Annotated in this window: 21 protein-coding genes; 10 read left to right on the top strand and 11 right to left on the bottom strand. The window is 68.0% G+C overall.

The window, feature by feature from the left end; genetic code table 11:
• Positions 1-56 precede the first annotated feature (56 nt).
• Both rpsU and AC3WON_RS07840 read right to left on the bottom strand, forming a co-directional pair.
• Positions 57-269, bottom strand: a complete 213-nt coding sequence (gene rpsU / locus AC3WON_RS07845) for a 30S ribosomal protein S21 (protein ID WP_492318713.1) — start codon at positions 267-269, stop codon at positions 57-59.
• 137 nt (positions 270-406) lie between these two features.
• Complete coding sequence (locus AC3WON_RS07840; RefSeq protein ID WP_492318714.1) at positions 407-1,672, bottom strand: BaiN/RdsA family NAD(P)/FAD-dependent oxidoreductase; 1,266 nt, start codon at positions 1,670-1,672, stop codon at positions 407-409.
• Between the two features lie 157 nt (positions 1,673-1,829).
• Between AC3WON_RS07840 and tsaD the strand changes: the two genes are divergently transcribed.
• Positions 1,830-2,864, top strand: a complete 1,035-nt coding sequence (gene tsaD, locus AC3WON_RS07835) for a tRNA (adenosine(37)-N6)-threonylcarbamoyltransferase complex transferase subunit TsaD (RefSeq protein ID WP_010813639.1) — start codon at positions 1,830-1,832, stop codon at positions 2,862-2,864.
• 60 nt (positions 2,865-2,924) lie between these two features.
• Here the strand turns inward: tsaD and folE2 are convergent, their stop codons facing one another.
• The 4 genes from folE2 to AC3WON_RS07815 all read right to left on the bottom strand — a co-directional run bounded on the left by folE2 (position 2,925) and on the right by AC3WON_RS07815 (position 7,077).
• A complete protein-coding gene (folE2, locus tag AC3WON_RS07830; RefSeq protein ID WP_492351556.1) occupies positions 2,925-3,728 on the bottom strand; it encodes a GTP cyclohydrolase FolE2 in 804 nt (267 codons plus the stop codon).
• A 217-nt stretch (positions 3,729-3,945) separates the two neighbouring features.
• Positions 3,946-5,862 carry a 1-deoxy-D-xylulose-5-phosphate synthase gene (gene dxs / locus AC3WON_RS07825; protein WP_492318716.1) on the bottom strand — a complete coding sequence of 639 codons (1,917 nt, stop codon included), beginning with the start codon at positions 5,860-5,862 and terminating at the stop codon, positions 3,946-3,948.
• Positions 5,863-5,887: 25 nt separating this feature from the next.
• Complete coding sequence (locus AC3WON_RS07820; protein ID WP_492318717.1) at positions 5,888-6,772, bottom strand: polyprenyl synthetase family protein; 885 nt, start codon at positions 6,770-6,772, stop codon at positions 5,888-5,890.
• Positions 6,769-7,077, bottom strand: a complete 309-nt coding sequence (locus AC3WON_RS07815; protein ID WP_492351555.1) for an exodeoxyribonuclease VII small subunit — start codon at positions 7,075-7,077, stop codon at positions 6,769-6,771. Before AC3WON_RS07815 ends, AC3WON_RS07820 begins: the two co-directional genes overlap by 4 nt.
• 380 nt (positions 7,078-7,457) lie before the next feature.
• Between AC3WON_RS07815 and AC3WON_RS07810 the strand changes: the two genes are divergently transcribed.
• From AC3WON_RS07810 to AC3WON_RS07800, 3 genes are all read left to right on the top strand, one after another.
• Complete coding sequence (locus AC3WON_RS07810) at positions 7,458-8,561, top strand: aromatic ring-hydroxylating oxygenase subunit alpha (RefSeq protein ID WP_492318719.1); 1,104 nt, start codon at positions 7,458-7,460, stop codon at positions 8,559-8,561.
• A 210-nt stretch (positions 8,562-8,771) separates the two neighbouring features.
• A complete protein-coding gene (locus tag AC3WON_RS07805; RefSeq protein WP_010813645.1) occupies positions 8,772-9,695 on the top strand; it encodes a DMT family transporter in 924 nt (307 codons plus the stop codon).
• Between the two features lie 49 nt (positions 9,696-9,744).
• Positions 9,745-10,602, top strand: a complete 858-nt coding sequence (locus AC3WON_RS07800) for a sulfurtransferase (protein WP_492351554.1) — start codon at positions 9,745-9,747, stop codon at positions 10,600-10,602.
• A gap of 2 nt (positions 10,603-10,604) precedes the next feature.
• On the opposite strand, the gene AC3WON_RS07795 is transcribed toward AC3WON_RS07800, so the two are convergent.
• From AC3WON_RS07795 to polA, 4 genes are all read right to left on the bottom strand, one after another.
• Entirely contained in the window at positions 10,605-11,495 is an 891-nt protein-coding gene (locus AC3WON_RS07795; protein ID WP_011615804.1) for a ZIP family metal transporter, read from the bottom strand.
• Between the two features lie 121 nt (positions 11,496-11,616).
• A complete protein-coding gene (locus AC3WON_RS07790) occupies positions 11,617-12,495 on the bottom strand; it encodes a dienelactone hydrolase family protein (protein ID WP_010813648.1) in 879 nt (292 codons plus the stop codon).
• A 158-nt stretch (positions 12,496-12,653) separates the two neighbouring features.
• Positions 12,654-13,979, bottom strand: a complete 1,326-nt coding sequence (locus AC3WON_RS07785) for an NAD(P)/FAD-dependent oxidoreductase (RefSeq protein ID WP_492351553.1) — start codon at positions 13,977-13,979, stop codon at positions 12,654-12,656.
• A gap of 158 nt (positions 13,980-14,137) precedes the next feature.
• Entirely contained in the window at positions 14,138-16,954 is a 2,817-nt protein-coding gene (polA, locus tag AC3WON_RS07780; protein ID WP_492318722.1) for a DNA polymerase I, read from the bottom strand.
• 4 nt (positions 16,955-16,958) lie between these two features.
• Here polA and AC3WON_RS07775 point away from each other — a divergent pair, with 4 nt between their 5' ends.
• From AC3WON_RS07775 to AC3WON_RS07760, 4 genes are all read left to right on the top strand, one after another.
• On the top strand, positions 16,959-17,906 hold the full coding sequence (locus AC3WON_RS07775; RefSeq protein ID WP_011615808.1) for an LOG family protein: 948 nt from the start codon (positions 16,959-16,961) through the stop codon (positions 17,904-17,906).
• A gap of 220 nt (positions 17,907-18,126) precedes the next feature.
• Complete coding sequence (locus AC3WON_RS07770; RefSeq protein ID WP_492351552.1) at positions 18,127-18,561, top strand: hypothetical protein; 435 nt, start codon at positions 18,127-18,129, stop codon at positions 18,559-18,561.
• Between the two features lie 131 nt (positions 18,562-18,692).
• Positions 18,693-19,688, top strand: a complete 996-nt coding sequence (locus tag AC3WON_RS07765) for a homoserine kinase (RefSeq protein ID WP_492318724.1) — start codon at positions 18,693-18,695, stop codon at positions 19,686-19,688.
• A gap of 5 nt (positions 19,689-19,693) precedes the next feature.
• Complete coding sequence (locus tag AC3WON_RS07760) at positions 19,694-20,500, top strand: BPSS1780 family membrane protein (protein ID WP_492318725.1); 807 nt, start codon at positions 19,694-19,696, stop codon at positions 20,498-20,500.
• 74 nt (positions 20,501-20,574) lie between these two features.
• Here the strand turns inward: AC3WON_RS07760 and AC3WON_RS07755 are convergent, their stop codons facing one another.
• Positions 20,575-21,333 (bottom strand): IclR family transcriptional regulator, encoded by a 759-nt coding sequence (locus AC3WON_RS07755; RefSeq protein ID WP_010813655.1) that lies wholly within the window; start codon positions 21,331-21,333, stop codon positions 20,575-20,577.
• 207 nt (positions 21,334-21,540) lie between these two features.
• Here AC3WON_RS07755 and sauS point away from each other — a divergent pair, with 207 nt between their 5' ends.
• Positions 21,541-23,022 carry an acylating sulfoacetaldehyde dehydrogenase gene (gene sauS / locus AC3WON_RS07750; RefSeq protein ID WP_492351551.1) on the top strand — a complete coding sequence of 494 codons (1,482 nt, stop codon included), beginning with the start codon at positions 21,541-21,543 and terminating at the stop codon, positions 23,020-23,022.
• Positions 23,019-24,548, top strand: coding sequence for an acyl--CoA ligase (locus AC3WON_RS07745; RefSeq protein ID WP_492351550.1), 1,530 nt, complete (start codon positions 23,019-23,021; stop codon positions 24,546-24,548). The genes sauS and AC3WON_RS07745 overlap by 4 nt, the downstream gene beginning before the upstream one ends.
• Positions 24,549-24,761: the final 213 nt, after the last annotated feature.

Here is a 24,761-nt window from a genome sequence, read left to right as displayed (position 1 = left end):
AAAAACCCGCCGAAGCGTAGGCCACAGCGGGTCGGATACAAGCGGGAGCGCCGGGGTCAGTACAGTTTCTTCGGCAGCATCTGGCTGCGGATGCGCTTGTAATGGCGCTTTTCGGCGGCTGCCTTCCTGCGTTTGCGCGCGGCGGTGGGCTTTTCGTAAAACTCGCGCGCCCGCAGTTCCGGGAGCAGCCCGTTCTTCTCGATGGTGCGCTTGAAACGGCGCATGGCAACTTCAAAAGGCTCGTTTTCCTTGAGATGGATCGTGGTCATTTGGCCAGAAAATGAAGAATTTTCGGGATAAGCGGCTCTACGAAGTTTTGGATTGTAGCACCAACAATCGAGCGCGGAAGTGGCGTGCAACGGACACTTGCCGAGTGCCGCCCACTGCCCTTCCAGCCTTCGCCAGACTACCCTTGGGCTACCGATTGCCCTGCCGAAGCGGTGCGCGATGCCTCAGCCGCGGCCTGCCCCGCCGCCACCGCGGACGCCCACGCCCACTGGAAGTTGTAGCCGCCCAGCCAGCCGGTCACGTCCACCACCTCGCCGATGAAATACAGGCCCGGCACCTCGCGCGCCATCATGGTGGTTGACGACAGCGCCCGCGTGTCGACCCCGCCCAGCGTGACCTCGGCCTTGCGGTAGCCCTCCGTGCCCGACGGCACGATGCGCCAGCCGTTGAGCGTGGCGCCAAGCTTACGCAGGGCCTTGTCGGTCACATCATGCAGCGGCATGGCGGCATCCACGCCCGAGGCCGCGCACCAGGCATCGGCCAGCCGCGCCGGCAACCGTTGCGCCAGCAGGTTGCCCAGGTGCTTGCGGCTGCCGGCCTTCTGCTCCAGCAGCCACGCGGCGGCATCCTCGCCATCAAACAGGTCGATGGCGATCGGCGTGCCGGGACGCCAGTAGCTGGAGATCTGCAGCACGGCGGGACCGGACAGGCCGCGATGGGTCCACAGCAGGTCTTCGCGGAAGGCTCCGGCCGTCTTGCCATTGCCGGTGGCGATATCCACTTCCAGCGACACGCCGGCCAGCGGCGCGAACGGCACCCAGTCCTTGCCATCGAAGGTCAGCGGCACCAGCGCCGGCCGGGTTTCGACGATGCCCAGCCCGAACTGCCGGGCGATGCGATAGCCAAAGTCGGTGGCGCCGATCTTGGGGATCGACAGGCCGCCGGTGGCCACCACCAGCGCCCCGGCCCGCACCGTGCCGGTGGCGGTGAGCAGCAGGAAGTCGTCGCCCTCGCGCCGGACCTCGGCCACGCTGCAGCCGGTCTGCCAGCGCACATGGCCGGTGTCGCATTCGGCGCGCAGCATGGCGATCACGTCTTCGGCGCTGTCGTTGCAGAACAGCTGGCCGCGATGCTTCTCGTGCCAGTCGATGCCGTAGCGGCGCATCAGGCCAAGGAAATCCTGCGGCGTGTAGCGCGCCAGCGCCGAGCGGCAGAAGTGCGGATTGGACGACAGGTAGTTGGCGGGCCCGGCCTGCAGGTTGGTGAAATTGCAGCGCCCGCCGCCCGAGATGCGGATCTTCTCGGCAAGCTTGGTGGCATGGTCGATCAGCACCACGCGCGCGCCGTTCTGGCCGGCCACGGCGGCACACATCATGCCGGCCGCGCCCGCACCCAGCACGGCCACGTCATACCGGCCCGTCCGGGCCGATGTTGCCCCGCTCATTGCACGCCTCGCGCATCCATGTGTATTGCCACCGCCAGAGAAAGGGCAGATTGTAGCGAAAAGCACGCCGCGCGCCGCTGTGCTACCCTGCGCGCTTCCTGCAACCTGTTGTTTCGACAGCCGTTTCCCTGACCGGAGACGGCCCTATGCGCTTCCCATGCTTGTCCTCGGCATCGAATCCTCCTGCGACGAAACCGGCCTCGCCCTCTATGACACCGGCGCCGGCCTGCTCGCGCACGCGCTGCACTCGCAGATCGCCATGCACCGCGACTACGGCGGCGTGGTGCCGGAACTGGCGTCGCGCGACCATATCCGCCGCGTGCTGCCGCTGCTGGAGCAGGTGCTGGCCGATGCCGGCCGTACCCGCCAGGACATCGACGCCATCGCCTTCACCCAGGGCCCCGGGCTGGCCGGCGCACTGCTGGTGGGCGCCTCGGTGGCCAATGCACTGGGCTTTGCGCTGAACGTGCCGATGGTGGGCGTGCACCACCTGGAAGGCCACCTGCTGTCGCCGCTGCTGACGCGCGAGCCGCCGCCCTTCCCGTTCGTGGCGCTGCTGGTGTCGGGCGGACATACGCAGTTGATGGAAGTGCGCGGCATCGGCGACTACACGCTGCTGGGCGAAACCCTGGACGACGCCGCCGGCGAAGCCTTCGACAAGACCGCCAAGCTGCTGGGCCTGGGCTATCCGGGCGGCCCCGAAGTGTCGCGGCTGGCCGAATTCGGCATCCCCGGCGCCTTTGCGCTGCCGCGGCCGATGCTGCATTCGGGCAACCTGGATTTCTCGTTCGCCGGACTGAAGACCGCGGTGCTGACGCAAACCCGCAAGCTCGCCAACACCTGCGAGCAGGACCGCGCCAACCTGGCGCGCGCCTTTGTCGATGCCATTGTCGACGTGCTGGCCGCCAAGTCGATGGCGGCGCTCAAGCAGACCGGCCACAAGCGGCTGGTGGTGGCGGGAGGCGTGGGTGCCAACCGGCAGTTGCGCGAGCGGCTGGACCAGATGGGCAAGCAGCGCAAGATCGACGTGTATTACCCGGATTTGGCGTTCTGCACCGACAACGGCGCGATGATCGCGTTTGCCGGCGCCATGCGCCTGCAGGCCGCGCCCGAACTGGCGCGGCACGAGTATGGCTACGGCGTGACGCCGCGCTGGGACCTGGCGGATATCCGCCTGCCTTCGGCGGCCTGAACCGGACCGAAAAAAGAGCCACCGCATGCGGTGGCTCTTTCCATTGCAGCGACAACGCGGTCAGTCGACGCGCTTGTCCCGCTCGATCACCGCATACGCGCTGTGGTTGTGGATCGACTCAAAGTTCTCCGCCTCCAGCACATAGGCCACGATGCGGTCATCCGCATTCAGCCGCATGGCGATATCGCGCACCAGGTCCTCGACGAACTTGGGGTTCTCATAGGCGCGCTCGGTGACGAACTTCTCGTCCGGGCGCTTGAGCAGGCCCCACAGCTCGCACGAGGCCTCTTCCTCGGCCATGCGCACCAGCGCTTCCACCGGCAGCTCGCCGGCCAGTTCCACGTCCATGGTGATATGCGAACGCTGGTTGTGCGCGCCATATTGCGAGATCTTCTTCGAGCACGGGCACAGGCTGGTCACCGGTACCAGCGCCTTCAGGAACACGCGCGTGGCGCCGTTGCGCACTTCGCCGGTCAGCGTGACCTCGTAGTCCAGCAGCGACTCCACGCCCGACACCGGCGCGGTCTTGCTGATGAAGTACGGGAAGGTGACCTCGATGCGGCCGGCCTCGGCTTCCAGCTTTTCCAGCATCTTGTCCAGCATCAGCCGGAAGCTGGCCAGCTCCAGCGGCGCGCGCTCTTCTTCCAGCAGCGCGACGAAGCGCGACATATGCGTGCCCTTCTGGTCCGCCGGCAGGTGCACGTCGAGATTGAAGGTGCCCACGCTCGGCACGATGCCGGTCGGGGTCTTCAGGGTCACGGGGTAACGCACGCCCTTGACGCCGACACGCTGGATGGGAATCTGGCGGTTGTCGGGGCTCGACTGGACGTCGGGCATGACGAAGGCGGGATTGATGTCATTCATCTACGGTTTCCTCCAGGGCCGCGCCCAGGTGGGACGGCACGAGCCCTTACGGTCGCGGCAATTTCGCAGTCCATCCATGCCGCGCAACGAGTGTGAAACCACGGGATCCGGCAAGTGGCACGCCGGCCCGCAGCTGCGAACACAAAAAAGGGGAGTTTAAGGGAATTCGGACGCACTCGTGGTGCGAGGGCCGAATCCCCTTCGGGACAGCAGGTGATCAGGCCACGCGCGAGGCGACCGTGACCTTGGGCTGGTCCAGCCCGAAGCGCTCGCGCACCGAGCGCTCGATGCCGGCCGCATCCAGGCCGCATTGCTGCAGCAGATAGGCCGGGTCGCCGTGGTCGACGAAGCGGTCGGGCAGGCCCAGCGTCAGCACCGGCTTGTCGATGCCGGCCTCGGCCAGTGCCTCCAGCACGGCGCTGCCGGCGCCGCCCATCACGCTGCCCTCTTCCACCGTCACCAGGTAGTCGTTCTCCGCGGCCAGGCGCTTGACCAGCTCCACGTCGAGCGGCTTGACGAAGCGCATGTCGGCGACCGCGGCGTCCAGCGCCTCGGCGGCACCCAGGGCCGGGTGCACCATCGAGCCGAACGCCAGGAAGCCCACGCGATGCCCCGCGCGCGCACCGCCCTCGCGGCGCATCACGCCCTTGCCGACTGGCACGGTGGCGAGCTCTGCGGCAATGGCCGCGCCCGGGCCGGAGCCGCGCGGATAGCGCACGGCGCTCGGGCACGCCTGGTGGAACGCAGTGGTCAGCAGCTGACGGCACTCGTTCTCGTCGGACGGCGTCATCACCATCATGTTGGGGATGCAGCGCAGGTAGGCGATATCGTAGGCACCCGCGTGCGTGGCACCGTCGGCGCCGACCAGGCCGGCACGGTCCAGCGCGAACACCACCGGCAGGTTCTGCAGCGCCACGTCGTGGATCAGCTGGTCGTAGCCGCGCTGCAGGAAGGTCGAGTAGATCGCCACCACCGGCTTGAGACCCTCGCAGGCCAGGCCGCCGGCGAAGGTCACGGCGTGCTGCTCGGCGATGCCCACGTCGTAGTAGCGGTCCGGGAAGCGCCGCTCGAACTCGACCATGCCCGAGCCCTCGCGCATCGCCGGGGTAATGCCGACCAGGCGCTTGTCGGCCGCGGCCATGTCGCACAGCCAGTCGCCGAACACCTGCGTGTAGGTCTTGCGCGCCGGCTTGGCCGCCGGGCGGATGCCCTCGGCCGGGTTGAACTTGCCCGGGCCGTGGTAGAGGATCGGGTCGGCCTCGGCCAGCTTGTAGCCCTGGCCCTTCTTGGTCACCACGTGCAGGAACTGCGGGCCCGCGCCCTCGAGCGCGCGCTCGCGGATATTCAGCAGCGTCGGCACCAGCGAGTTCAGGTCGTGGCCGTCGATCGGGCCGATGTAGTTGAAGCCGAATTCCTCGAACAGCGTGGCCGGCACCATCATGCCCTTGGCATGTTCCTCGAAGCGCTTGGCGAACTCCAGCACCGGCGGCGCCACCGACAGGACTTTCTCGATGCCCTTCTTGGTGGCCGCGTAGAACTGGCCGCTCAAGAGCCGCGCCAGGTGGCGGTTGAGCGCGCCCACCGGCGGCGAGATCGACATGTCGTTGTCGTTGAGCACCACCACCAGCGGCAGGTCCTTGTAGACGCCGGCGTTGTTCAGGGCCTCGAAGGCCATGCCCGCGGTCATGGCGCCGTCGCCGATCACCGCCACCGAGACGCGCTTCTCGCCCAGCGTGCGCGCACCCAGCGCCATGCCCAGCGCGGCCGAGATCGAGGTCGACGAATGCGCCGTGCCGAAGGTGTCGTATTCGCTCTCGCTGCGACGCGGGAAGCCCGAGATGCCGCCCCACTGGCGCAGCGTGCCCATGCGCTCGCGGCGCCCGGTCAGGATCTTGTGCGGATAGCTCTGGTGGCCCACGTCCCACACCAGCCGGTCATCGGGGGTGTTGAAGACGTAGTGCAGCGCGATGGTCAGCTCGACCGTGCCCAGGTTGGACGACAGGTGGCCGCCGGTCTGCGAGACCGACTCCAGCACATAGGCGCGCAGTTCGTCCGCCAGGGTCTGGAGCTCGCGCCGGTCGAGCTTGCGCAGGTCTGCGGGGGCGTCAATCTTGTTGAGGAGTGCGTAGGTCATGATGTCCGTTCGGCCGGCTCTCTGTTTAGTGTGTGCGCAGCACGATCAGGTCCGCCAGGTCCCGCAGGCGGTCCGCGCGCTCGCCAAAGCCGGCCAGCGCCTCGTGAGCGTCGGCGCGCAGCGTCCCGGCCAGTGCGCGTGCCGGGTCAAGCCCCATCAGCGACACATAGGTCGGCTTGTCATGGGCGGCGTCCTTGCCGGCGGTCTTGCCCAGCGTGGCGGTATCGGCAGTGACGTCCAGAATATCGTCAACCACCTGGAACGCCAATCCCACTGCCGCCGCATAGCGGTCCAGCGCGGCCAGGCCCTCGGCGTCGATTTCACCACATAGCGCACCCATGCGCACACTGGCGCGCAACAGCGCGCCGGTCTTCATGCGATGCATGGCCTCGAGCGCCTCGCGCGTCATGGCGCGGCCCACGTTCTGCAGGTCGATCGCCTGGCCGCCGGCCATGCCGGTCGAGCCCGACGCCAGCGCCAGCTCGGCCACCAGCTGCAGCCGCGCCGCGGGCGCGATCGCCCCGGCACCGGCCAGCACGATAAAGGCCTGGGTCTGCAGCGCGTCGCCAACCAGCAATGCGGTGGCCTCGTCATAGGCCTTGTGCACTGTGGGCCGGCCGCGGCGCAGGTCGTCGTCGTCCATGCAGGGCATGTCGTCGTGCACCAGCGAATAGGCGTGGATCATCTCCACCGCGCAGGCCGCCGCGTCGCAGGCGGCCGGAGCCGCCCCGCTGACCTCGCCGGCGGCATGCACCAGCAGCGGCCGCACGCGCTTGCCGCCGCTCAGTGCAGCATAGCGCATGGCTTCGTGCAGCGTATGCGGGACGGTCCCGGCAGCGGGCAGCGCCGCCTGCAGGGCGGCCTCGGTGCGGGCGCCCTGGGCCTGCATCCATTGGGCAAAATCACTCATGCCTCGTCCGCCCCCGGTGCACCGTTGGCGCCATTGCCCTCGCCGGCCAGCGGCTTGAGCACATCGCCATCCAGCACGCGGACCTGCTGCTCGACCCGTTCCAGCTTCTGCTGGCAGTAGCGCACCAGCTCGGCGCCGCGGCGGTAGGCCGCCAGCGATGCCTCCAGCGGCAGTTCGCCGCTTTCCATGCTGGCCACCAGCGTTTCCAGCTCGGCCATCGCCGCTTCGTAGGAAGCGGGCGGCGCCGATGCGCTGGTGTCGGCGGTGTTGTCGGTCTGGACCGGAGCGGTCGTCGTTTTTGGCATATCAGGACCTGGAATCAAGGACCCCGGGGGAAACCCGGATGGGGAAGCCCGGATTTTACGCCAAAGCGGGAGCTTGCCCCATCCTTGCGCACGGTCGGCGTGGACCTATCGGGGTGCACAAACCACAGAAGTGACTTGTGCGCTCGGGTCGTCTTTCCGAATGCGCCCGGTACGGCACCCCGATGACGACCCGGGTCGACTTTTTCGCTAAAAAGGCAAAAAAATCAGTCCCTTAACTTTTTGGGTCGGGTACAATCTCCCCCTCGCCGCCAGGGGGCTACCGGACCTTGCCGACCTGGCGGAAGTCTTTCCCAAATCGATTCAATTTTCGATGGTTGGGTTGTTCACTGCTTTCACCTGTTCATCTGGGAGTGGGGATAATGTCCAATCTCAGCACCGCGCTCAACCTGGCGCCGGCTGATTCGCAACTGCCCGTCGGCGTCTATTTCGACGAAGCGCTGCATCAACAAGAACTCGAACTGCTGTTCAGGAATGGCCCGGGCTATATCGGCCACGAGCTGATGGTTCCGGAAGTCGGCGACTACCACACGCTCAGGGCCGAGGACGAAGGCCGCATGCTGGTACGCAACGCCGCCGGCATCGAACTGATGTCCAACGTCTGCCGCCACCGCCAGGCCATCATGCTCAACGGCCGCGGCAATGCGCAGAACATCGTCTGCCCCCTGCACCGCTGGACCTACGACCTGAAGGGCGAGCTGCTCGGCGCGCCGCATTTCGACAAGCAACCCTGCCTGCACCTGAAGCGCTCGCCGCTGCAGAACTGGAACGGCCTGCTGTTCGACGGCAAGCGCGACGTGCGCGCCGACCTGGCCAGGCTGGGTGTGGCGCAGGACCTGAACTTCGACGGCTACATGCTGGACCACGTCGAGGTGCACGAGTGCGACTACAACTGGAAGACCTTTATCGAGGTCTACCTGGAGGACTACCACGTCGTGCCGTTCCACCCGGGGCTGGGCAGCTTCGTCTCGTGCGACGACCTCAAGTGGGAGTTCGGCGAGTGGCACAGCGTGCAGACCGTGGGCCTGCATGCCGGCCTGAAGCGCCCCGGCAGCCCGACGTACCAGAAGTGGCACGACGCGGTGCTGCGCTTCAACGACGGCGTGCTGCCCAAGCACGGTGCGATCTGGCTGACCTACTACCCCAACATCATGGTGGAGTGGTACCCCAACGTGCTGGTGATCTCGACGCTGCACCCGCTCGGCCCGCGCAAGACGCGCAATGTGGTGGAGTTCTACTACCCCGAGGAAATCGCGCTGTTCGAGCGCGAGTTCGTAGAGGCCGAGCGCGCCGCCTACATGGAAACCTGCATCGAGGACGACGAGATCGCCGAGCGCATGGATGCCGGCCGGCTGGCGCTGCTCAAGCGCGGCACCAGCGAAGTCGGGCCGTACCAGTCGCCGATGGAAGACGGCATGCAGCATTTCCATGAGTGGTATCGCCGCGCCATGGCTTACGCGGGCTAGTCCGGCGGACTAGTGCGATAACCGCACAACGCACGCAAGAATGGACCGCCCCGGCGGTCCGTTTTCCTTTGGGACGCGAAGTGCGCTGCTAGAATCATTGTCCGGTGCCGGCAGCCACACCGCTTGCGCGACGCGAGGCCAGACACGAAGCCCGCCCGCGCGCCGGACGCCTCTCCTTCCCGCTTCGTTTCGCTTCACCGCGCCCTCGCCATGCAATCGCTCTGGATGCTGTTCGCCGCCTTCGCCTTCTCGTTGATGGGGGTTGGCGTCAAGCTGGCATCCGATCTCTACACCACCGGCGAGATCGTCTTCTACCGCGGCCTGATCAGCGTGGTCATCATGTGGGTGCTGCTGTCCTCGCGCGGGATCCCGGTGCGCACGCCCTACATGCTGTCGCACATCAAGCGCAGCGTGTTCGGCGTGACCGCGCTGATGCTGTGGTTCACCTCGATCTCGCTGCTGCCGCTGGCCACCGCGATGACGCTGAACTACATGTCGCCGGTGTGGATCGCGCTGATCCTGGGCGCCGGCGCGGCGCTGGCCGGCACCGGCGGCAATGCCGACCGGCGCCTGGTGCTGGCGATCCTGCTGTCCTTTGCCGGCGTGATCTGCCTGCTGCAGCCTTCGGTCGGCAAGGACCAGCTGACCGGCGGCCTGGTCGGACTGATCTCGGGCATGTTCACGGCGCTGGCCTATGTCGAGGTGCGCCAGCTCGGCCAGCTGGGCGAGCCCGAGGGCCGCATCGTGTTCTATTTCTCGCTGGTCGGCATGATCGCCGGGCTGGTGTGGATGCTGCTGGGCGGCGTCAGCGCGCATACCTGGTACGGCGCCGGCCTGCTGCTGGCCATCGGCATCCTGGCCACGCTGGGACAGACCGCGATGACGCGCGCCTACAAGCGCGGCAACACGCTGCTGACCGCCAACCTGCAATACGCCGGCATCGTCTTTTCCAGCGTGTGGGGCATGCTGATCTGGTCCGACCGGCTGAACTGGCTGTCGTGGCTGGGCATGGGGCTGATCATCGCCAGCGGCATCGCCACCACGCTGATGCGCGCGCGCCAGGGCACCGATGCCAAGCCCACGCCGGCCACGCCGGTCAAGTCGCCGGAGGCGGAAGTCCACCCCGAGGTGTAGCATCCCCTGGTGAACTAGACCCATTTCCATCGATCGCAACAGGATTCCCATGCAGAAACCGCTGATTTCCGTCACCGCGCTGCAATCGCTGCTGGCCACCCCCGGCGGCTGCGTCGTGATCGACTGCAGCTTCGACCTGGCCGACCCGGCCGCCGGCCGCGAGGCCTACCGCACCGGCCACCTGCCCGGCGCCTTCTACCTGCACCTGGACAACGAGCTGTCCGGCCCCAAGACCGGCAGCAACGGCCGCCACCCCCTGCCCGACGCCGACGACCTGGTGGCGCGCCTGCAGGCGCTGGGCGTGGACGACGACACCCCGGTAGTGGCCTACGATGCGCAGGGCGGCATGTTCGCCGCGCGGCTGTGGTGGCTGTTGCGCTGGCTCGGCCACGATGCCGTGGCCGTGCTCGACGGCGGCAAGGACGCCTGGGTCAAGGCCGGCCTGCCGCTGGAACACGATGCCACAGAAGAGCCGGAATTCCCCGGCAAGTTCCAACGCCGCAAGTCGCTGGCGCCGACCGTCGACGCCGCCGCGCTGGTGGACAACCTCGAGCGCCCCTCGCTGCTGGTGGTGGATGCGCGCGCGCCCGACCGCTTCCGCGGCGAGAACGAGACGCTGGACCCGGTTGGCGGCCATATCCCCGGCGCGGTCAACCGCTTCTTCAAGGACAACCTGGGCGCGGACGGCCGCTTCAAGCCGGCCGAGACCCTGCGCGCGGAATTCGGCGCAGTGCTGGGTGCGCGCGCCCCGGCGCAGGCAGTGATGCAGTGCGGCTCCGGTGTCACGGCTTGCCACAACCTGCTGGCGCTGGAAGCGGCCGGCCTGCGCGGCGCGGCGCTGTACCCGGGATCATGGAGCGAATGGTGCGCCGATCCGGCGCGCCCGGTCGCTACCGGGGCCGCCTGAGGTCAGCGTGACGAGGCAATGGGCGCGGCGGGCGCAATATGGCCGTGCCCGCCGTGGCTGTGGCTCTCGTGCACGCCGTTGGTGATGAAGACGATCGCCGAGATGCCCGCGGCCACCAGCACCACCTGGATCGCCGACTCGCGCCAGCGCGGCTTGCGCTGCATCTGGGGCATCAGGTCGCTGACCGCGATATAGAGGAAGCTGCTGGCGGCAATCACCAGCACGTACGGAATCCAGCCGCTCAGCTGGTCGAGCAGGAAATACCCGACCACGCCGCCGGCGATGGCCGCCAGGCTCGACAGCAAGTTGAAGGCAAAGGCACGGGCCTTGGAGAAGCCGGCATTGAGCAGCACGATGAAGTCGCCGACTTCCTGCGGGATCTCGTGCGCCGCGATCGCCAGCGCGGTGACCACGCCGATATGCGGATCGGCCAGGAAGGCCGCCGCGATCACAATGCCGTCGGCAAAATTGTGGAAGGTGTCGCCGACCAGGATGGTCAGGCCGCTGCGCCCCGCTTCCTCGCGGTCATGGCCGTGGTGATGGTGGTGCCCGTCGCCCTCGTGGTGGTGCGAGTGGCGCAGTAGCGAGATCTTTTCCAGCAGGAAGAAACCGAGCAGCCCGGCCAGCAGCGTGCCGAACAGCGCGCGCGGGTCGGCGCCGGACTCGAACGCCTCGGGCAGCGAATGCAGCAGCGCGGTGGCCAGCAGCACGCCCACCGAAAAGCTCACCATGCGCTCGACCACGCGGGACGCCACCGTCAGCGACAGCAGCGCCGCCCCGAAGATGCTGCCCACCCCCGAGATCGTGGCGGCGAGCAGGATATACAAAAGCGTCGAATGGATGATGGGCTCCCGGGGTGGCGGTACCGGGCGGCCCCGCCGTTCCGCCCGCATCGCGCCGGGCGGCTAACGCAACAATGTTGCAATAACTCAAAGGCCGCATTGTACGTATCCGCCGGGACTTTGCAATCCTGCTGTCGGGCGAGAGGCGCCTCGCGGCGCCGGGACGGCCGGATCAGGCCACGCCGTGCTGCCTGAACCAGTCCAGGCACTTCTGCCAGCCATCCCTGGCATCGGCTTCACGGTAGCTGGGCCGGTAATCGGCATGGAAGGCATGGCCGGACTCGGGATAGACGATAAAGCGCGAGGCCTTGGCGTCCGGGTCGGACGACGCCGCCAGCGCGGACTTCATCCTCTCCACCTGCTCCTGCGGGATGCCGGTGTCCTTGCCGCCATACAGGCCGAGTACCGGGGCATGGAGCTGGCCGACCAGGTCGATGGGATTCTTCGGCTTGAGCGGGGTCGGCTCGGGCGCCAGCTGGCCATACCAGGCCACGCCGGCCTTCAGGCGCTTGCTGTGCGCTGCATAGAGCCAGGTCATGCGCCCGCCCCAGCAGAAGCCGGTGATGGCCAGGCGCGACACGTCGCCGCCGTTGGCACCGGCCCAGGCCACCGCGGCGTCCAGGTCGCCCATCACCTGCGCGTCAGGCACCTTGGCAATCACCTCGCGCTGCAGCTCCTGGATGGTGCCGAAGCTCTGCGGATCGCCCTGGCGCGCGAACAGTTCCGGCCCGATCGCCAGGTAGCCCAGCTTGGCAAAGCGCCGGCACACGTCGGCGATATGCTCGTGCACGCCGAAGATCTCGCTGACCACCAGCACCACCGGCAGGTTCTTCTTGCCTTCGGGCTGGGCGCGGTAGGCCGGCATGCTGAAGCCGCCCGAGGGGATGGTGACCTCGCCGGCGCTCAGGCCGGCAAAGTCGGTCTTGATGGCCTGCTGGGCCATCACCGGCAGCGCGGCCGCCGCAAAGGCGGAACCCAGCGCCGTCTTGACAAAGCCGCGGCGGTCGAACGTCTGGCCGGGGACGAGGCTATCCACTTCCGGTTTGAGCATGCGTGTCTCCAGGATCGTTGGTGGCTGGGCCGGGATGCGGCGCCAGCGGCAGATTTTAAGCAGACATGGAGAAAACATGGGGCGGCTTTGCAGCCACCCCCACACGCCAGCCGCCCGCGCGGCATGGTGCAGCGCGGGAAGCCCCGGCCCGGCGCGCGTCAGTGCAGTTTTACGCGCGGGCTGGTCTTGCGGCGCAGCCAGTGCGAGACCGTGTCCAGCGCCATGCCCACGGCGCCGTGCAGCGCCATCACATGCATCCGGTACAGCGACGTGTACATGACGCGCGCCATCAGCCCTTCGATGAACATCGAGCCGCCGATCAGCCCGCCCATCAGGCTGCCCACCGCGCTGAAATGCCCCAGCGACACCAGCGAGCCGAGGTCCTTGAAGGCGAACGACGGCAGCGGACGCCCGTCCAGCCGGGCGCGCAGGGCGTTGTAGAGGAAGGTGGCCTGCTGGTGCGCGGCCTGTGCGCGCGGCGGCACCGTGGTCTGCTTCTCGGCCCACGGGCAGCTGGCGCAGTCGCCGAAGGCGAAGATGTCCGGGTCGCCCTCGCTCTGCAGCGTCGGGCCGACCACGATCTGGCCCTGGCGGCTGACCGGCAGCTCCAGCGTGGCCAGCACCGGCGGCGCGGTGATGCCCGCCGCCCATACCGTAAGGTCGGCATCGATATGCTTGCCGCTGGCGGTCAGCACCGCCTGCGGCGTGACCTCGGTCACGCGCTCGCTGGTCAGGACACCGACGTCGAGCTTCTTGAGCAGCTTGGCGGTCTCGACCGAGACCCGTTCGGACAGCGCCGGCAGGATGCGTGGGCCGGCCTCGATCACGTGGATATGCACGTCGCGGCGCGGGTCAAGCTGGTGCAAGCCGTAGGCGCTGAGCACGTGCGCGGTGTTACGCAGTTCGGCCGACAGCTCAACGCCGGTGGCGCCCGCGCCGATGATGGCCACGTCAACGCGCGGCCGACCGTCCTCGCCCACGCGCCCGCGCCCGTTCTGGGCCCGCACGCAGGCCGCGATCAGCCGCTTGCGGAAGCGCTCGGCCTGCGCCACGACGTCCAGTGCGATGGCATTCTCGGCCGCGCCGGGCACGCCGAAGAAATGCGTGACGCAGCCGATCGCCAGCACCAGCGTGTCATAGGGCAGCTCGCGCGCCGGCAGCAGTTCGGCGCCGTCCTCGTCGAAGCTGGCCGATACCGAGATGGTCTTGCGGGTGCGGTCGATGCCGGTCAGCTCGCCCAGCTGGAACTCGAAGTGATGCCAGCGCGCCTGCGCCGCGTATTCCAGCTGGTGCGTGTTGGGATCCATGCTGCCGGCTGCCACTTCATGCAGCAGCGGTTTCCAGATGTGGGTGGGCAGGCGGTCCACCAGCACCACCTGCGCCTGCCCCTTGCGGCCGAGCTTGTCGCCCAGCTTCGTTACCAGTTCCAGCCCCCCTGCTCCCCCACCGACGACAACGATGCGGGGCGTCCTTGTTTCTGTCATGGTCTACCTGATGCGTTTTTTGTAAATTCTTGCCTGAGGCGTTTGCCACAGTCTGCTGCATTGCAGCATGGCTGGCAAGCCGGTGGGCCTGACTCAGCAGTCGCTTCATTCGATACCACAACGCATGGGCGGCGCAGGCTGGCTGACAGGCGGCCTCGTCAGTGCGCTTCTTCCCAGTTGGCGCCGCTGCCCACTTCGGCCACCAGCGGCACGCGCAGCTGCGCCACCGAGCACATCAGCTCCGGCAGCCGCACCTTGACCAGCTCCAGCTCATGCTCCGGCACCTCCAGCACCAGTTCATCGTGCACCTGCATGATCTGGCGCGTCTGCAGCCCGTCGCGCTCCAGCCAGCCCTGCACCGCGATCATCGACAGCTTGATCAGGTCGGCGGCGGTGCCCTGCATCGGCGCGTTGATGGCGGCGCGCTCGGCGGCCTGCCGGCGCGGGCCGCTGCCGCCGTTGATGTCGGGCAGCCACAGCCGGCGGCCGAACACGGTCTCGACATAGCCTTGCTCGCGCGCGGTCTGCCGGGTCTCTTCCATGTAGTGGGCCACGCCCGGGTAGCGCATGAAATAACGGTCGATGTAGTGCTTGGCGGCCTCGCGCTCGATACCCAGGTTGCCGGCCAGGCCGAACGCGCTCATGCCGTAGATCAGGCCGAAGTTGATCACCTTGGCGTAGCGGCGCTGCTCGCTGCTGACGGCCTCGCGCTCCACGCCGAAGATCTCGCCGGCGGTGGCGCGGTGGATGTCCTCGCCGTTGGCAAAGGCGCGCAGCAGGTTCTCGTCGCCCGAGATATGGGCCATGATGCGCAGCTCGATCTGCGAGTAGTCGGCCGACACGATCACGCTGCCGGGCTCGGCGATAAAGGCTTCGCGGATGCGGCGGCCCTCCTCGGTGCGCACCGGGATGTTCTGCAGGTTGGGCTCGGTCGACGCCAGCCGGCCGGTCACCGCGGTGGCCTGGCCGTAGCTGGTGTGCACGCGGCCGGTCTGCGGGTTGACCATCTTGGGCAGCTTGTCGGTATAGGTGGACTTGAGCTTGGCCAGGCCGCGGTAGTCCAGCAGCAGCTTGGGCAGCGGGTAGTCCTCGGCCAGCTTCTGCAGCACCTCTTCGTCGGTCGAGGGCGCGCCGCTGGCGGTTTTCTTCACCACCGGCAGCTTCATCTGGCTGAACAGGATCTCGCCGATCTGCTTGGGCGAGCCCAGGTTGAAGGGCTGGCCGGCGGCCTCGTAGGCGGCCTGCTCCAGCGCCAGCATGCGCTGGCCCAGCTCGGCGCTCTGCGCGGCCAGGCGTTCGGCATCGATCAGCACGCCGTTGCGCTCGACCTTCTGCAGCACCACCGAGACCGGCATCTCGATCTCTTCATACACGCGGCGCAGGCCCGCCGCGGCTTCCACCTGCGGGAACATCTTGCGGTGCAGGCGCAGGGTCACGTCGGCGTCTTCGGCAGCGTATTCGGTGGCGCGCGCCAGGTCGATCTGGTCGAAGCCGATCTGGCTGGCGCCCTTGCCGCACACCTCTTCATAGGTGATGGTCTTCAGGCTCAGCAGGCGCTCGGCCAGGCTGTCCATGCCATGGTTGCGGTGCGAGGCCAGCACGTAGCTCTGCAGCATGGTGTCGTGCGCCACGCCGCGCAGCTTCACACCATGGTTGGCAAAGACATGGACGTCGTACTTGAGGTTCTGGCCCAGCTTCGGGCGGCCGGCATCTTCCAGCCATGCACGCATGCGCCCCAGCACGAACTCGCGCGACAGCTGGCCGTGGTCGGGCAGCCCGGCCACGTCCGGGCCACGGTGCGCCACCGGGATATAGCAGGCCACGCCCGGCTCGACCGACAGCGAGATGCCGACCAGCTGCGCCTGCATCGGGTCCAGCGAAGTAGTCTCGGTGTCGATCGCCACCAGCGGTGCGGCCTCGATGCGCCGCATCCAGTCTTCCAGCTGGGCTTCGGTGCTGACCGTCTGGTAGCTGATCTCGGTCGGCGCGGCCTGGTCCGCTGCCGGTGCCTCGGCTGCGCCGGCCGCGGCCGGCACATCGAACAGGCCGCCTTGCGCCGGCGCGGCGGCCGCGCGGGCGCGGGCCTGGGCGCGGGCATCGGGCAGGCTTTCGCCGGTCGCTTCGCGCAGCCAGGTCTTGAAGCCGTAGCGCGAGAAAAACGCCACCAGCTTGTCCTTGTCCTCGCCGATTTCGCGCAGCGCGTGGAAGTCCGCCACCGCGGCGGAGAGGTCGCAGTCGGTCTTGACCGTGACCAGCTGGCGCGCCATCGGCAGCCAGTCCAGCGTATTGCGCAGGTTCTCGCCCACCACGCCCTTGATGCCGGGGGCGGCGGCGATCACGCCGTCGAGCGAGCCATGCTCGGCCAGCCATTTGACCGCGGTCTTGGGGCCGACCTTGGGCACGCCCGGCACGTTGTCGACCGCATCACCGATCAGCGACAGGTAGTCGATGATGCGCTCGGGCGGCACGCCGAACTTGGCCACCACGCCAGGGGGATCGAGCACCTCGCCGCTCATGGTGTTGACCAGCGTGACCTGGTCGTTGACCAGCTGCGCCAGGTCCTTGTCGCCGGTGGACACCACCGTGCGCACGCCCTGCTCCGTGGCCTGGCGCGACAGCGTGCCGATCACGTCGTCGGCCTCCACGCCGTCAACCACCACGATCGGCCAGCCCATGGCGCGCACGGCCTCATGGATCGGCTCGATCTGGCGCGCCAGGTCTTCCGGCATCGACGGGCGATGTTCCTTGTAGGCCGGATACATGTCGTCGCGGAAGGTCTTGCCCTTGGCGTCGAACACGCAGGCGCTATACTCTGCCGGGTAGTCGTTGCGCAACTTGCGCAGCATGTTGATCATGCCGTAGATTGCCCCTGTGGGCAGACCCTCCCCATTCCTCAGGTCCGGCAGAGCGTGATAAGCGCGATACAGATAGCTCGATCCATCGACGAGCAAGAGTGTTTTTGGACTATCCGACATTCCCATGGACTCAAAATTGACTGGTGCCGCTGCAGGCGGTGCCTCGACCGCCCCCCTTGCTGACCCGGATGTTTCCGACATTTCCGGCGATACCGTGCAACCCCCGCCGGAGGCTGCTTCCGAGCACGCCGCGGCCATCGCCGCGGCGGCCGATGCTGCTGCCGCGGGCAATCCGCCCGAAGTTGCTGCTGAAAAGGCCGCTGCTGCGGCCGCGCGCGCCAATCCGCGCAAGATGATCCCCAGCCTGCGTGCGCTGGCCGACGAAGACCGCGCTACCGCAAAGAAGGCGCGCGCCTCGTGGCAAATGTTCACGATTATGGCAGAGTTCATCGAGGCCACCGAGTACCTCTCCGAGATCCGCCCGGCCGTGTCGATCTACGGCAGCGCGCGCCTGCGCGAGGACTCGCCGTACTACCAGCGCACCATCGAGATCGCCCGGCTGTTTTCGGACGCCGGCTTTGCCGTGATCTCCGGCGGCGGCCCCGGCATCATGGAAGCGGCCAACAAGGGCGCGCATGCCGGCAAGTCCGCCAGCGTCGGCCTGAACATCGAACTGCCGCACGAGCAGCAGGGCAATCCGTACCAGGACATTGCCATGCGCTTTCGCCACTTCTTCACGCGCAAGGTCACCTTCGTCAAGAATTCGGACGCCTTCATCGTGATGCCGGGCGGCTTCGGCACGCTCGACGAGCTGGCCGAGGTGCTGACGCTGGTGCAGACCGGCAAGTCGCGCTCAGTGCCGGTGATCATGTTCGGCAGCCGTTTCTGGAAGGGCCTGCTGGACTGGTTCCGCTTCACGCTGCTGCCGATGGGCCTGATCGCCGAGCACGACCTGGACCTGATGAAGATCGTCGACGAACCGCACGAAGTGCTGGAAGCGGTCTACGACTACTACGAGCAGCGCGGCGGCGACAAGCCGATTCCGCCCAAGGAAGAGATGTTCTACCTGTAAGGCATGGACGCCGGGGCGCGCGGCGCCAAGCCACGTACCCGGCACCCGGCGCCCGTTGCGCAGGTGCCCCCCGGGGCACGGCAGCGGCCTGCGCACGGCAGGAATTGCTAGAATGGAACCTGTCCGTCTGCCAAGCCCGGCGCCGCCGGGTTGCAGTCCAACCGCCGCATGCCGCGGGGTTGCGCGCAAGCTGCGCCGCAGCCCCGCACAGGAGCACCTGATGACCTCCCCCTCCACCGCCCGCTCGGTCCGGCCCACGCGGTCTTCCGCCGTGGCCGGCGAGCCTGAATCGCCTGCCAGGCGGTCCGTGTCCAGCCTCGCCGCCGTGGCCGCCGCCACGCTGGCGCTGGCTTCCGGCTGGGCCGTCGCGCAGGAAAGCAATGCGCTGACGCAGCAGGAGCTGAACCAGATCAACAACCAGCCGATCGCCCCGGCGGCCAAGTCGCAACTGAACCAGCCGCGCCAGCCGAGTTTCCAGCTCAATGAACGCGATGGCACCCAGGTGCGCGAGTACCGCGACAAGGGACGGGCCACCGATATCCAGGTCAGGTCGGGTTTCGGCACTAAATACGAGATGAGCAAGCCGGAAGACAGCTCGCCCAAGATCCGCGAGCACGATGTCAACCGCGTGCCTTCGGTCAACCTGAAGTTCTGAGTTCGCTTGCCCACGGCCTGGCGTAAGCCCCAGGCCGCGCCGGCCCTCCGGCAGTGTCATGCCGCGGCGGCGGTCCGGACTTTGTCCGGAACCGGTGCCCGCCGCTTTCCGATTCGCTTCACACAACGAGTATGGCCGTATTCACCACGGTCTCGCAGGACGAGATCGCCCGCTGGCTGCTGGATTTCAACCTTGGCGAAGTGCGCGAGCTGCGCGGCATCGCCTCGGGCATCGAGAACAGCAATTTCTTCCTTACCACGGAGCACGATGGCCAGACGCGCCAGTATGTGCTGACCATTTTCGAGCGGCTCACGTTCGCGCAGCTGCCGTACTACCTGCACCTGATGGCGCACCTGGCCGAGCGCGGCATCCGCGTGCCCGCGCCGATCCCGGCGCGCGACGGCGAGATCCTGCGCCCGCTCAAGGGCAAGCCCGCCACCATCGTCACGCGCCTGCCCGGAGCATCGCAACTGGCGCCCGACGCGCAGCACTGCGCTGAAGTGGGCGACATGCTGGCACGCATGCACCTGGCCGGCCAGGACTATCCGCGCCAGCAGCCCAACCTGCGCAGCCTGCCCTGGTGGCGGCAGACCGAGCCTGAGATCCTGCCCTTCCTGGATGCCGGCCAGCGCGCGCTGCTGCAGCAGGAGATCGCCCACCAGGCCGCCTTCTTCGCCAGCGCGGACTACGCCGGCCTGGGCTCGGGCCCGTGCCACTGCGACCTGTTCCGCGACAACGCGCTGTTCGAGGAAGACGGCAGCGGACGCCACCGCCTGGGCGGATTCTTCGACTTCTACTTCGCCGGCAACGACAAGTGGCTGTTCGATGTGGCGGTCACCGTCAACGACTGGTGCATCGACCTGGCCAGCGGCGAACTCGACCCCGCGCGCACGCAGGCCTTGCTGCGGGCTTATCATGCCGTGAGGCCGCTGACCGCCACCGAGGCCGCGCACTGGCAGGACATGCTGCGCGCGGGTGCGCTGCGCTTCTGGGTATCGCGACTGTGGGACTTCTACCTGCCGCGCGAGGCCGACATGCTGCAACCGCACGACCCGACCCATTTCGAACGCATCCTGCGCCGGCGCATCGGCGCGGACCCTGCAAGCGCCCCGCTCCCCTGGATCTGATCCGTATGCAACTACTGGAAGTCCCTGCCAAGGAAGGCTACACCTGGTTCCGCCAGGGCATCTGGCTGTTCCGCAAGAACCCGCTGACCTTCCTGATGCTGCTGTTCGTCTACCTGATCGCCGCGCAGCTGGCCATCGTGGTGCCGCTGATCGGCATTATCGCGCTGCTGGTGGTCACCCCCGGCCTGTCGGTCGGCGTGATGACCGCATGCCGCGACGTGATCCAGAACAAGCGGGTGATGCCCACCGTGCTGCTGGCGGGTTTCCGCGCCAACGGCAAGGAAGCCACGCGCAACCTGCTGGTGCTGGGCGGCATCTACGCCGGGCTGGTGTTCATGCTGGGGCTGATCGCCGGCTCGGTGGTCGACATGAGCGCGCTGGTGCCGATCGTGCTGAAGGAAGAAGCGCCGACCGCCGAAGCGGTGCGCCAGCTGTACTACGCCATGCTGATCGGCGCGCTGCTGTACACGCCGATCGCGATGATGTTCTGGTTCGCGCCGCTGCTGGCAGCCTGGCACGGCGTGCCGCCGGTCAAGGCACTGTTCTTCAGCTGGACCGCGTGCTGGCGCAACCGCGGCGCATTCCTCACCTACGCGGTGCTGTTCGCGATGCTGCTGGTGGCGATCCCGTTCTTCCTGGAGGCGGTGTTCAGCGCCTTCGGCGCGGAAACGGTGCTGTCGTTCCTGGTCACGCCGTATTCGCTGCTGATGCTGGCGATCCTGTACTGCTCGTTCTATGCCACGTATCGCGGCTGCTTCAACGTGACGCCGCCGGGGGTGGATCCGGCCGCGCCGGCAACTCCCGGGGCCTGAACAACGGGCGCTCGCTACGCGATTGTGTGCTCCCTCTCCCGCTTGCGGGAGAGGGAGCACACCGCCCTCACGGGCTATTCGCAGAACGTCTTCACCATCTCGTCCGCTGCCAGGCGCAGGTCCGGCACGAATCCCATCAGCTGGTCCATCGTCATGCGTGCCATCGGCACCTGCACGGCAATCGCCGCGCAGGCGCGGCTCCGGTTGCGCATCACCGGCACCGCGACCGCGATCATGCCTTCCAGGTTTTCCTGATTGTTGACCCCCAAACGCCGCTGCCGTGTCTCGGCCAGTTCCGCGTGCAAGGCCTCGGCATTGGTAATGGTGTGCGCCGAGTGCGCGCGCAGCGGCAGGCTGGCAACCAGGCGCTGGCGCTGCGCGCTCGGCAGGAACGCCAGCAACAGCTTGCCGCTGGCGGTGCAGTGCAGCGGCACCCGCGAGCCCGGCTGCAGGTGCATGCGCAGCGGCCATTGCGTTTCCACGCGGTCCAGGTAGACCACGTCGTCGCCGGACAGCATGGTCAGGTTGCAGGTCTCACCGATCTTGTCGACCAGCTGCTGCAGGATCGCATGGCGCGCCGCCGCCGGACCTGCCTGCATCAGCACATTGACGGCCAGCTGCCGCACGCGCGATGAGCACTCGTAGTGGCGGTTGCCGGCCGTGCGCGACACCAGCCACGTGCTTTCCAGCTGCTTGAGGATGCGGTGGACGGTCTGCTTCGGCAGCTCGATCGCCTGCACGATGGCCGCCAGCGACAGCGGTCCGTCGGCCGCGGACAGGATCTCGAGAATGCGGAAGGCGCGCACGGCGGCGGCATTCGAATGATTGCTCATGGATCAAATTTAAAGGATTCCGGGACGCATGGCCGTCCCGAAAACTGAATTCTCGATCGCACCCCGGCTGCGCACTCGCGAAAGCGCACAAATTGGGACGGCCTGTCTGCCCCGCTTCACTAGATTCGATCCAGGGCCGCCGACGGTGCCGCGAAGTGCACGACAAAGCGCGGCGGCCCTGACCGTCCAAACCGCGGAGTCGAATCCATGAGTGTGCAAATACTGCATCGCCGGCAGTCCAACAATTCCGATTTGCCCCTAGCGACGGCATCGCTGCCCGTGCAGCCAGCGCAAGCCGCGGCTGAAGCCGTCGCTGCGGTCGTGGCCCGGGCCAGGCAGGCGCAGCGCGAGTTCGCGCGTGCCGACCAGGCCACCATCGACACGGCAGTCGCCGCAGCCGCGTGGGCCATCATGGAGCCCGCGCGCAACCGCCAGCTGGCCGAGCGTGCCGTCGCCGACACCGGGCTGGGCAATGTCGACGACAAGATCCGCAAGAACCACCGCAAGACGCTGGGCCTGCTGCGCGACCTGCATGGCCGCAGGACGGTGGGCGTGATCGCGCAGGATGCGGCAGCCGGCATCACCGAGATCGCGCGGCCCGTGGGCGTGGTGGCGGCCATTACGCCTTCGACCAATCCCGCGGCCACGCCGGCCAACAAGATCATCAACGCGCTCAAGTGCGGCAACAGCGTGATCGTGGCGCCGTCGCCGAAGGGGCAGGACACCTGCGCGCTGCTGCTGTCGTTCATCCACGCCGAGTTTGCGCGCGCCGGCCTGCCCGCCGACCTGGTCCAGATGCTGCCCGCGCCGGTCTCGAAGGCCGCGACGGCGGAGCTCATGCGGCAGGCCGACCTGGTGGTCGCGACCGGCTCGCAGGCCAACGTGCGCATGGCCTACACCTGCGGCACACCGGCCTTCGGCGTGGGCGCCGGCAATGTGGCATCGATCATCGACGCCAGCGCCACGCTGGATGACGCGGCGGCCAAGGTGGTGCGCTCCAAGACCTTCGACAATGCCACCAGTTGCTCTTCGGAGAACAGCCTGGTCGTGCTCGACGCGGTCTACACACCCATGCTCGACGCCCTGGCGGCGGTCCGCGGCGTGCTGCTCACGGCTTCGGAGAAAGCGCGGCTGCAGGCGCTGATGTGGCGCGACGGCAAGCTCGCCGGCACCTTCACGGGACAGAGCGCGACCCGCATTGCCGAGCTCGCCGGGCTGGAACGCGTGCGCGCGCTGCAGCCCGCGATGCTGCTGGTGGAGGAAGCCGGTGTCGGCAGCGACTACCCCTTCTCCGGCGAGAAGCTCTCGCCCGTGCTGACGCTCTACCGCGCGGCCGACTTCGCGGCGGCGGTCGAGCGCGTGGCGAGCCTGTACGCCTATATGGGCGCCGGGCATTCGGTCAGCCTGCATTCGTCCAACCCACGCCATGCGCTGCAGCTCGGACAGGAACTGCCGGTGGCGCGCGTGATCGTGAACCAGGCGCACTGCTTCGCCACCGGCGGGAATTTCGACAACGGCCTGCCGTTCTCGTTGTCGATGGGCTGCGGCACCTGGGGCGGCAACAACTTCTCGGACAACCTCGGCTGGCGCCAATACCTGAACATCACCCGCATCGCCGTGCCCATCGCCGAGCACGTGCCCGATGAAGCGGACCTGCTGGGCGATTACTTCGCGAGGGTCGGCAAATGAACGCGCGCACGGAACCCGAGGTGTTCGACACGCTTGCAGCGCTGATAGCCGTGCGCGCCGCGCAGTGGCCCGACAAGCCCTACCTGTTGTCCCCGGACAGCGGCCATGCGCTGACGTTCGGCGCGCTGGCGACGGACGCCGGCACGCTCGGCCGCCGCTATGCGGCAGCCGGCCTGGGCAGCGGCCAGACGGTGTCGGTGTACCTGCCCAACGGCGAGCAGACCGCGCGGCTCCTGCTCGGCACCATGGCCTGCGGGCTGGTCGTCAACCCGATCAACCTGCTGTGCCAGCCGGCGCAGCTGCGCTACATCCTGGGGCATTCGGATACGCGGCTGGTCTTCACCTGGCCCGACGGAGAAGCCGCCATCCGCGAAGCCCTGCGCGAGGCCGGGCTGGACGTGCCGGTGCTCGTCACCGCGCCCGACGCCAACAGCCTGCCGGCACTGCCGGCCACGCATGCCGCTGCGTCGCCACTGCCCCCACCGCAGCCTGACGCGCCCGCACTGCTCATGTACACGTCCGGCACCACCGGCACGCCCAAAGGCGTGCTGCTGACGCAGCGCAACCTGGTGGCCAACGGCGCCAACGTCAGCCGCGAGCACTGCCTCGGGCCGGCCGACCGGGTGCTGGCGACGCTGCCGCTGTATCACATCAACGGCCTGGTCGTGACCGCGATCGCGCCGCTGGTGCACGGCGGCTCGGTGGTGATGCCGATGCGCTTTTCCGCCAGCGCGTTCTGGCAGGACAGCGCGCGCCACGGCTGCACCTGGCTGAACGTGGTGCCGACCATCATCGCCTACCTGCTGAACGATCCGCACGGCCAGGCTCCGGCCGGCGTGCGCTTCTGCCGCTCGGCCTCGGCCGCGCTGCCGCCCGAGCATCACCGCGCCTTCGAGGCGCGCTTCGGCATCGGCGTGATCGAGACCATGGGCATGACCGAGACTGCCGCACCGGCGTTCAGCAATCCGCTCGACCCGGGCCAGCGGCGCATCGGCAGCATCGGCAGGCCATCTGGCACGCGCGCACGCGTACTCGGGCGCGACGGCAAGCCGGTGCCTGACGGACAGGTCGGCGAGATCGTGCTGCAGGGCGAGAGCGTGATGGCAGGCTACTACAAGGCGCCGGATATCACGCGCGAGGCCTTTACGCACGATGGCTGGCTGCGCACGGGCGACCTCGGCTACCGCGACGCCGACGGCTATTTCTACATCAGCGGGCGCGCCAAGGAACTGATCATCAAGGGCGGCGAGAACATCGCCCCGCGCGAGATCGACGAGGCCCTGCTGCGCCATCCGGCCGTGCTCGAAGCCGCGGCGGTCGGCGTGCCGGACCCGGCCTACGGGCAGGAGATCGTTGCCTACGTGGTCATGCGCGAGGCCGCGCGCTGTGATGACGCGGCGCTGCGCGCGCATTGCCTGCGCGAGCTGGGCCGCTACAAGACGCCGAAGGAGTTCCGCTTTATCGCCGAGCTGCCGCGCGGCCCGTCCGGCAAGGTGCAACGGCTGAAGCTGCTCGACCACGCCTGAACCTTCCCCCCTTCCACAACCCTCGCCAAGGAGCCTGCCCGACCGGAATCCACCAGACCAGGAGACACGACTCAAGACTGCAGACAGATTGCTCAAGGACGGGGCAGCGCGGCCGGCGCCGCGCCCCCGGCGCGCCGCAAGCGCATGGCTACGGACCGTGCGCCGGCCGCCGCCCCGTCAACACCACGCGCGCGCCGCGCATAGGAGGTGGTT

The sequence above is a fragment of the Cupriavidus sp. FW305-46 genome (assembly GCF_058787075.1).
This window is presented reverse-complemented; position numbering and strand designations above follow the sequence as displayed.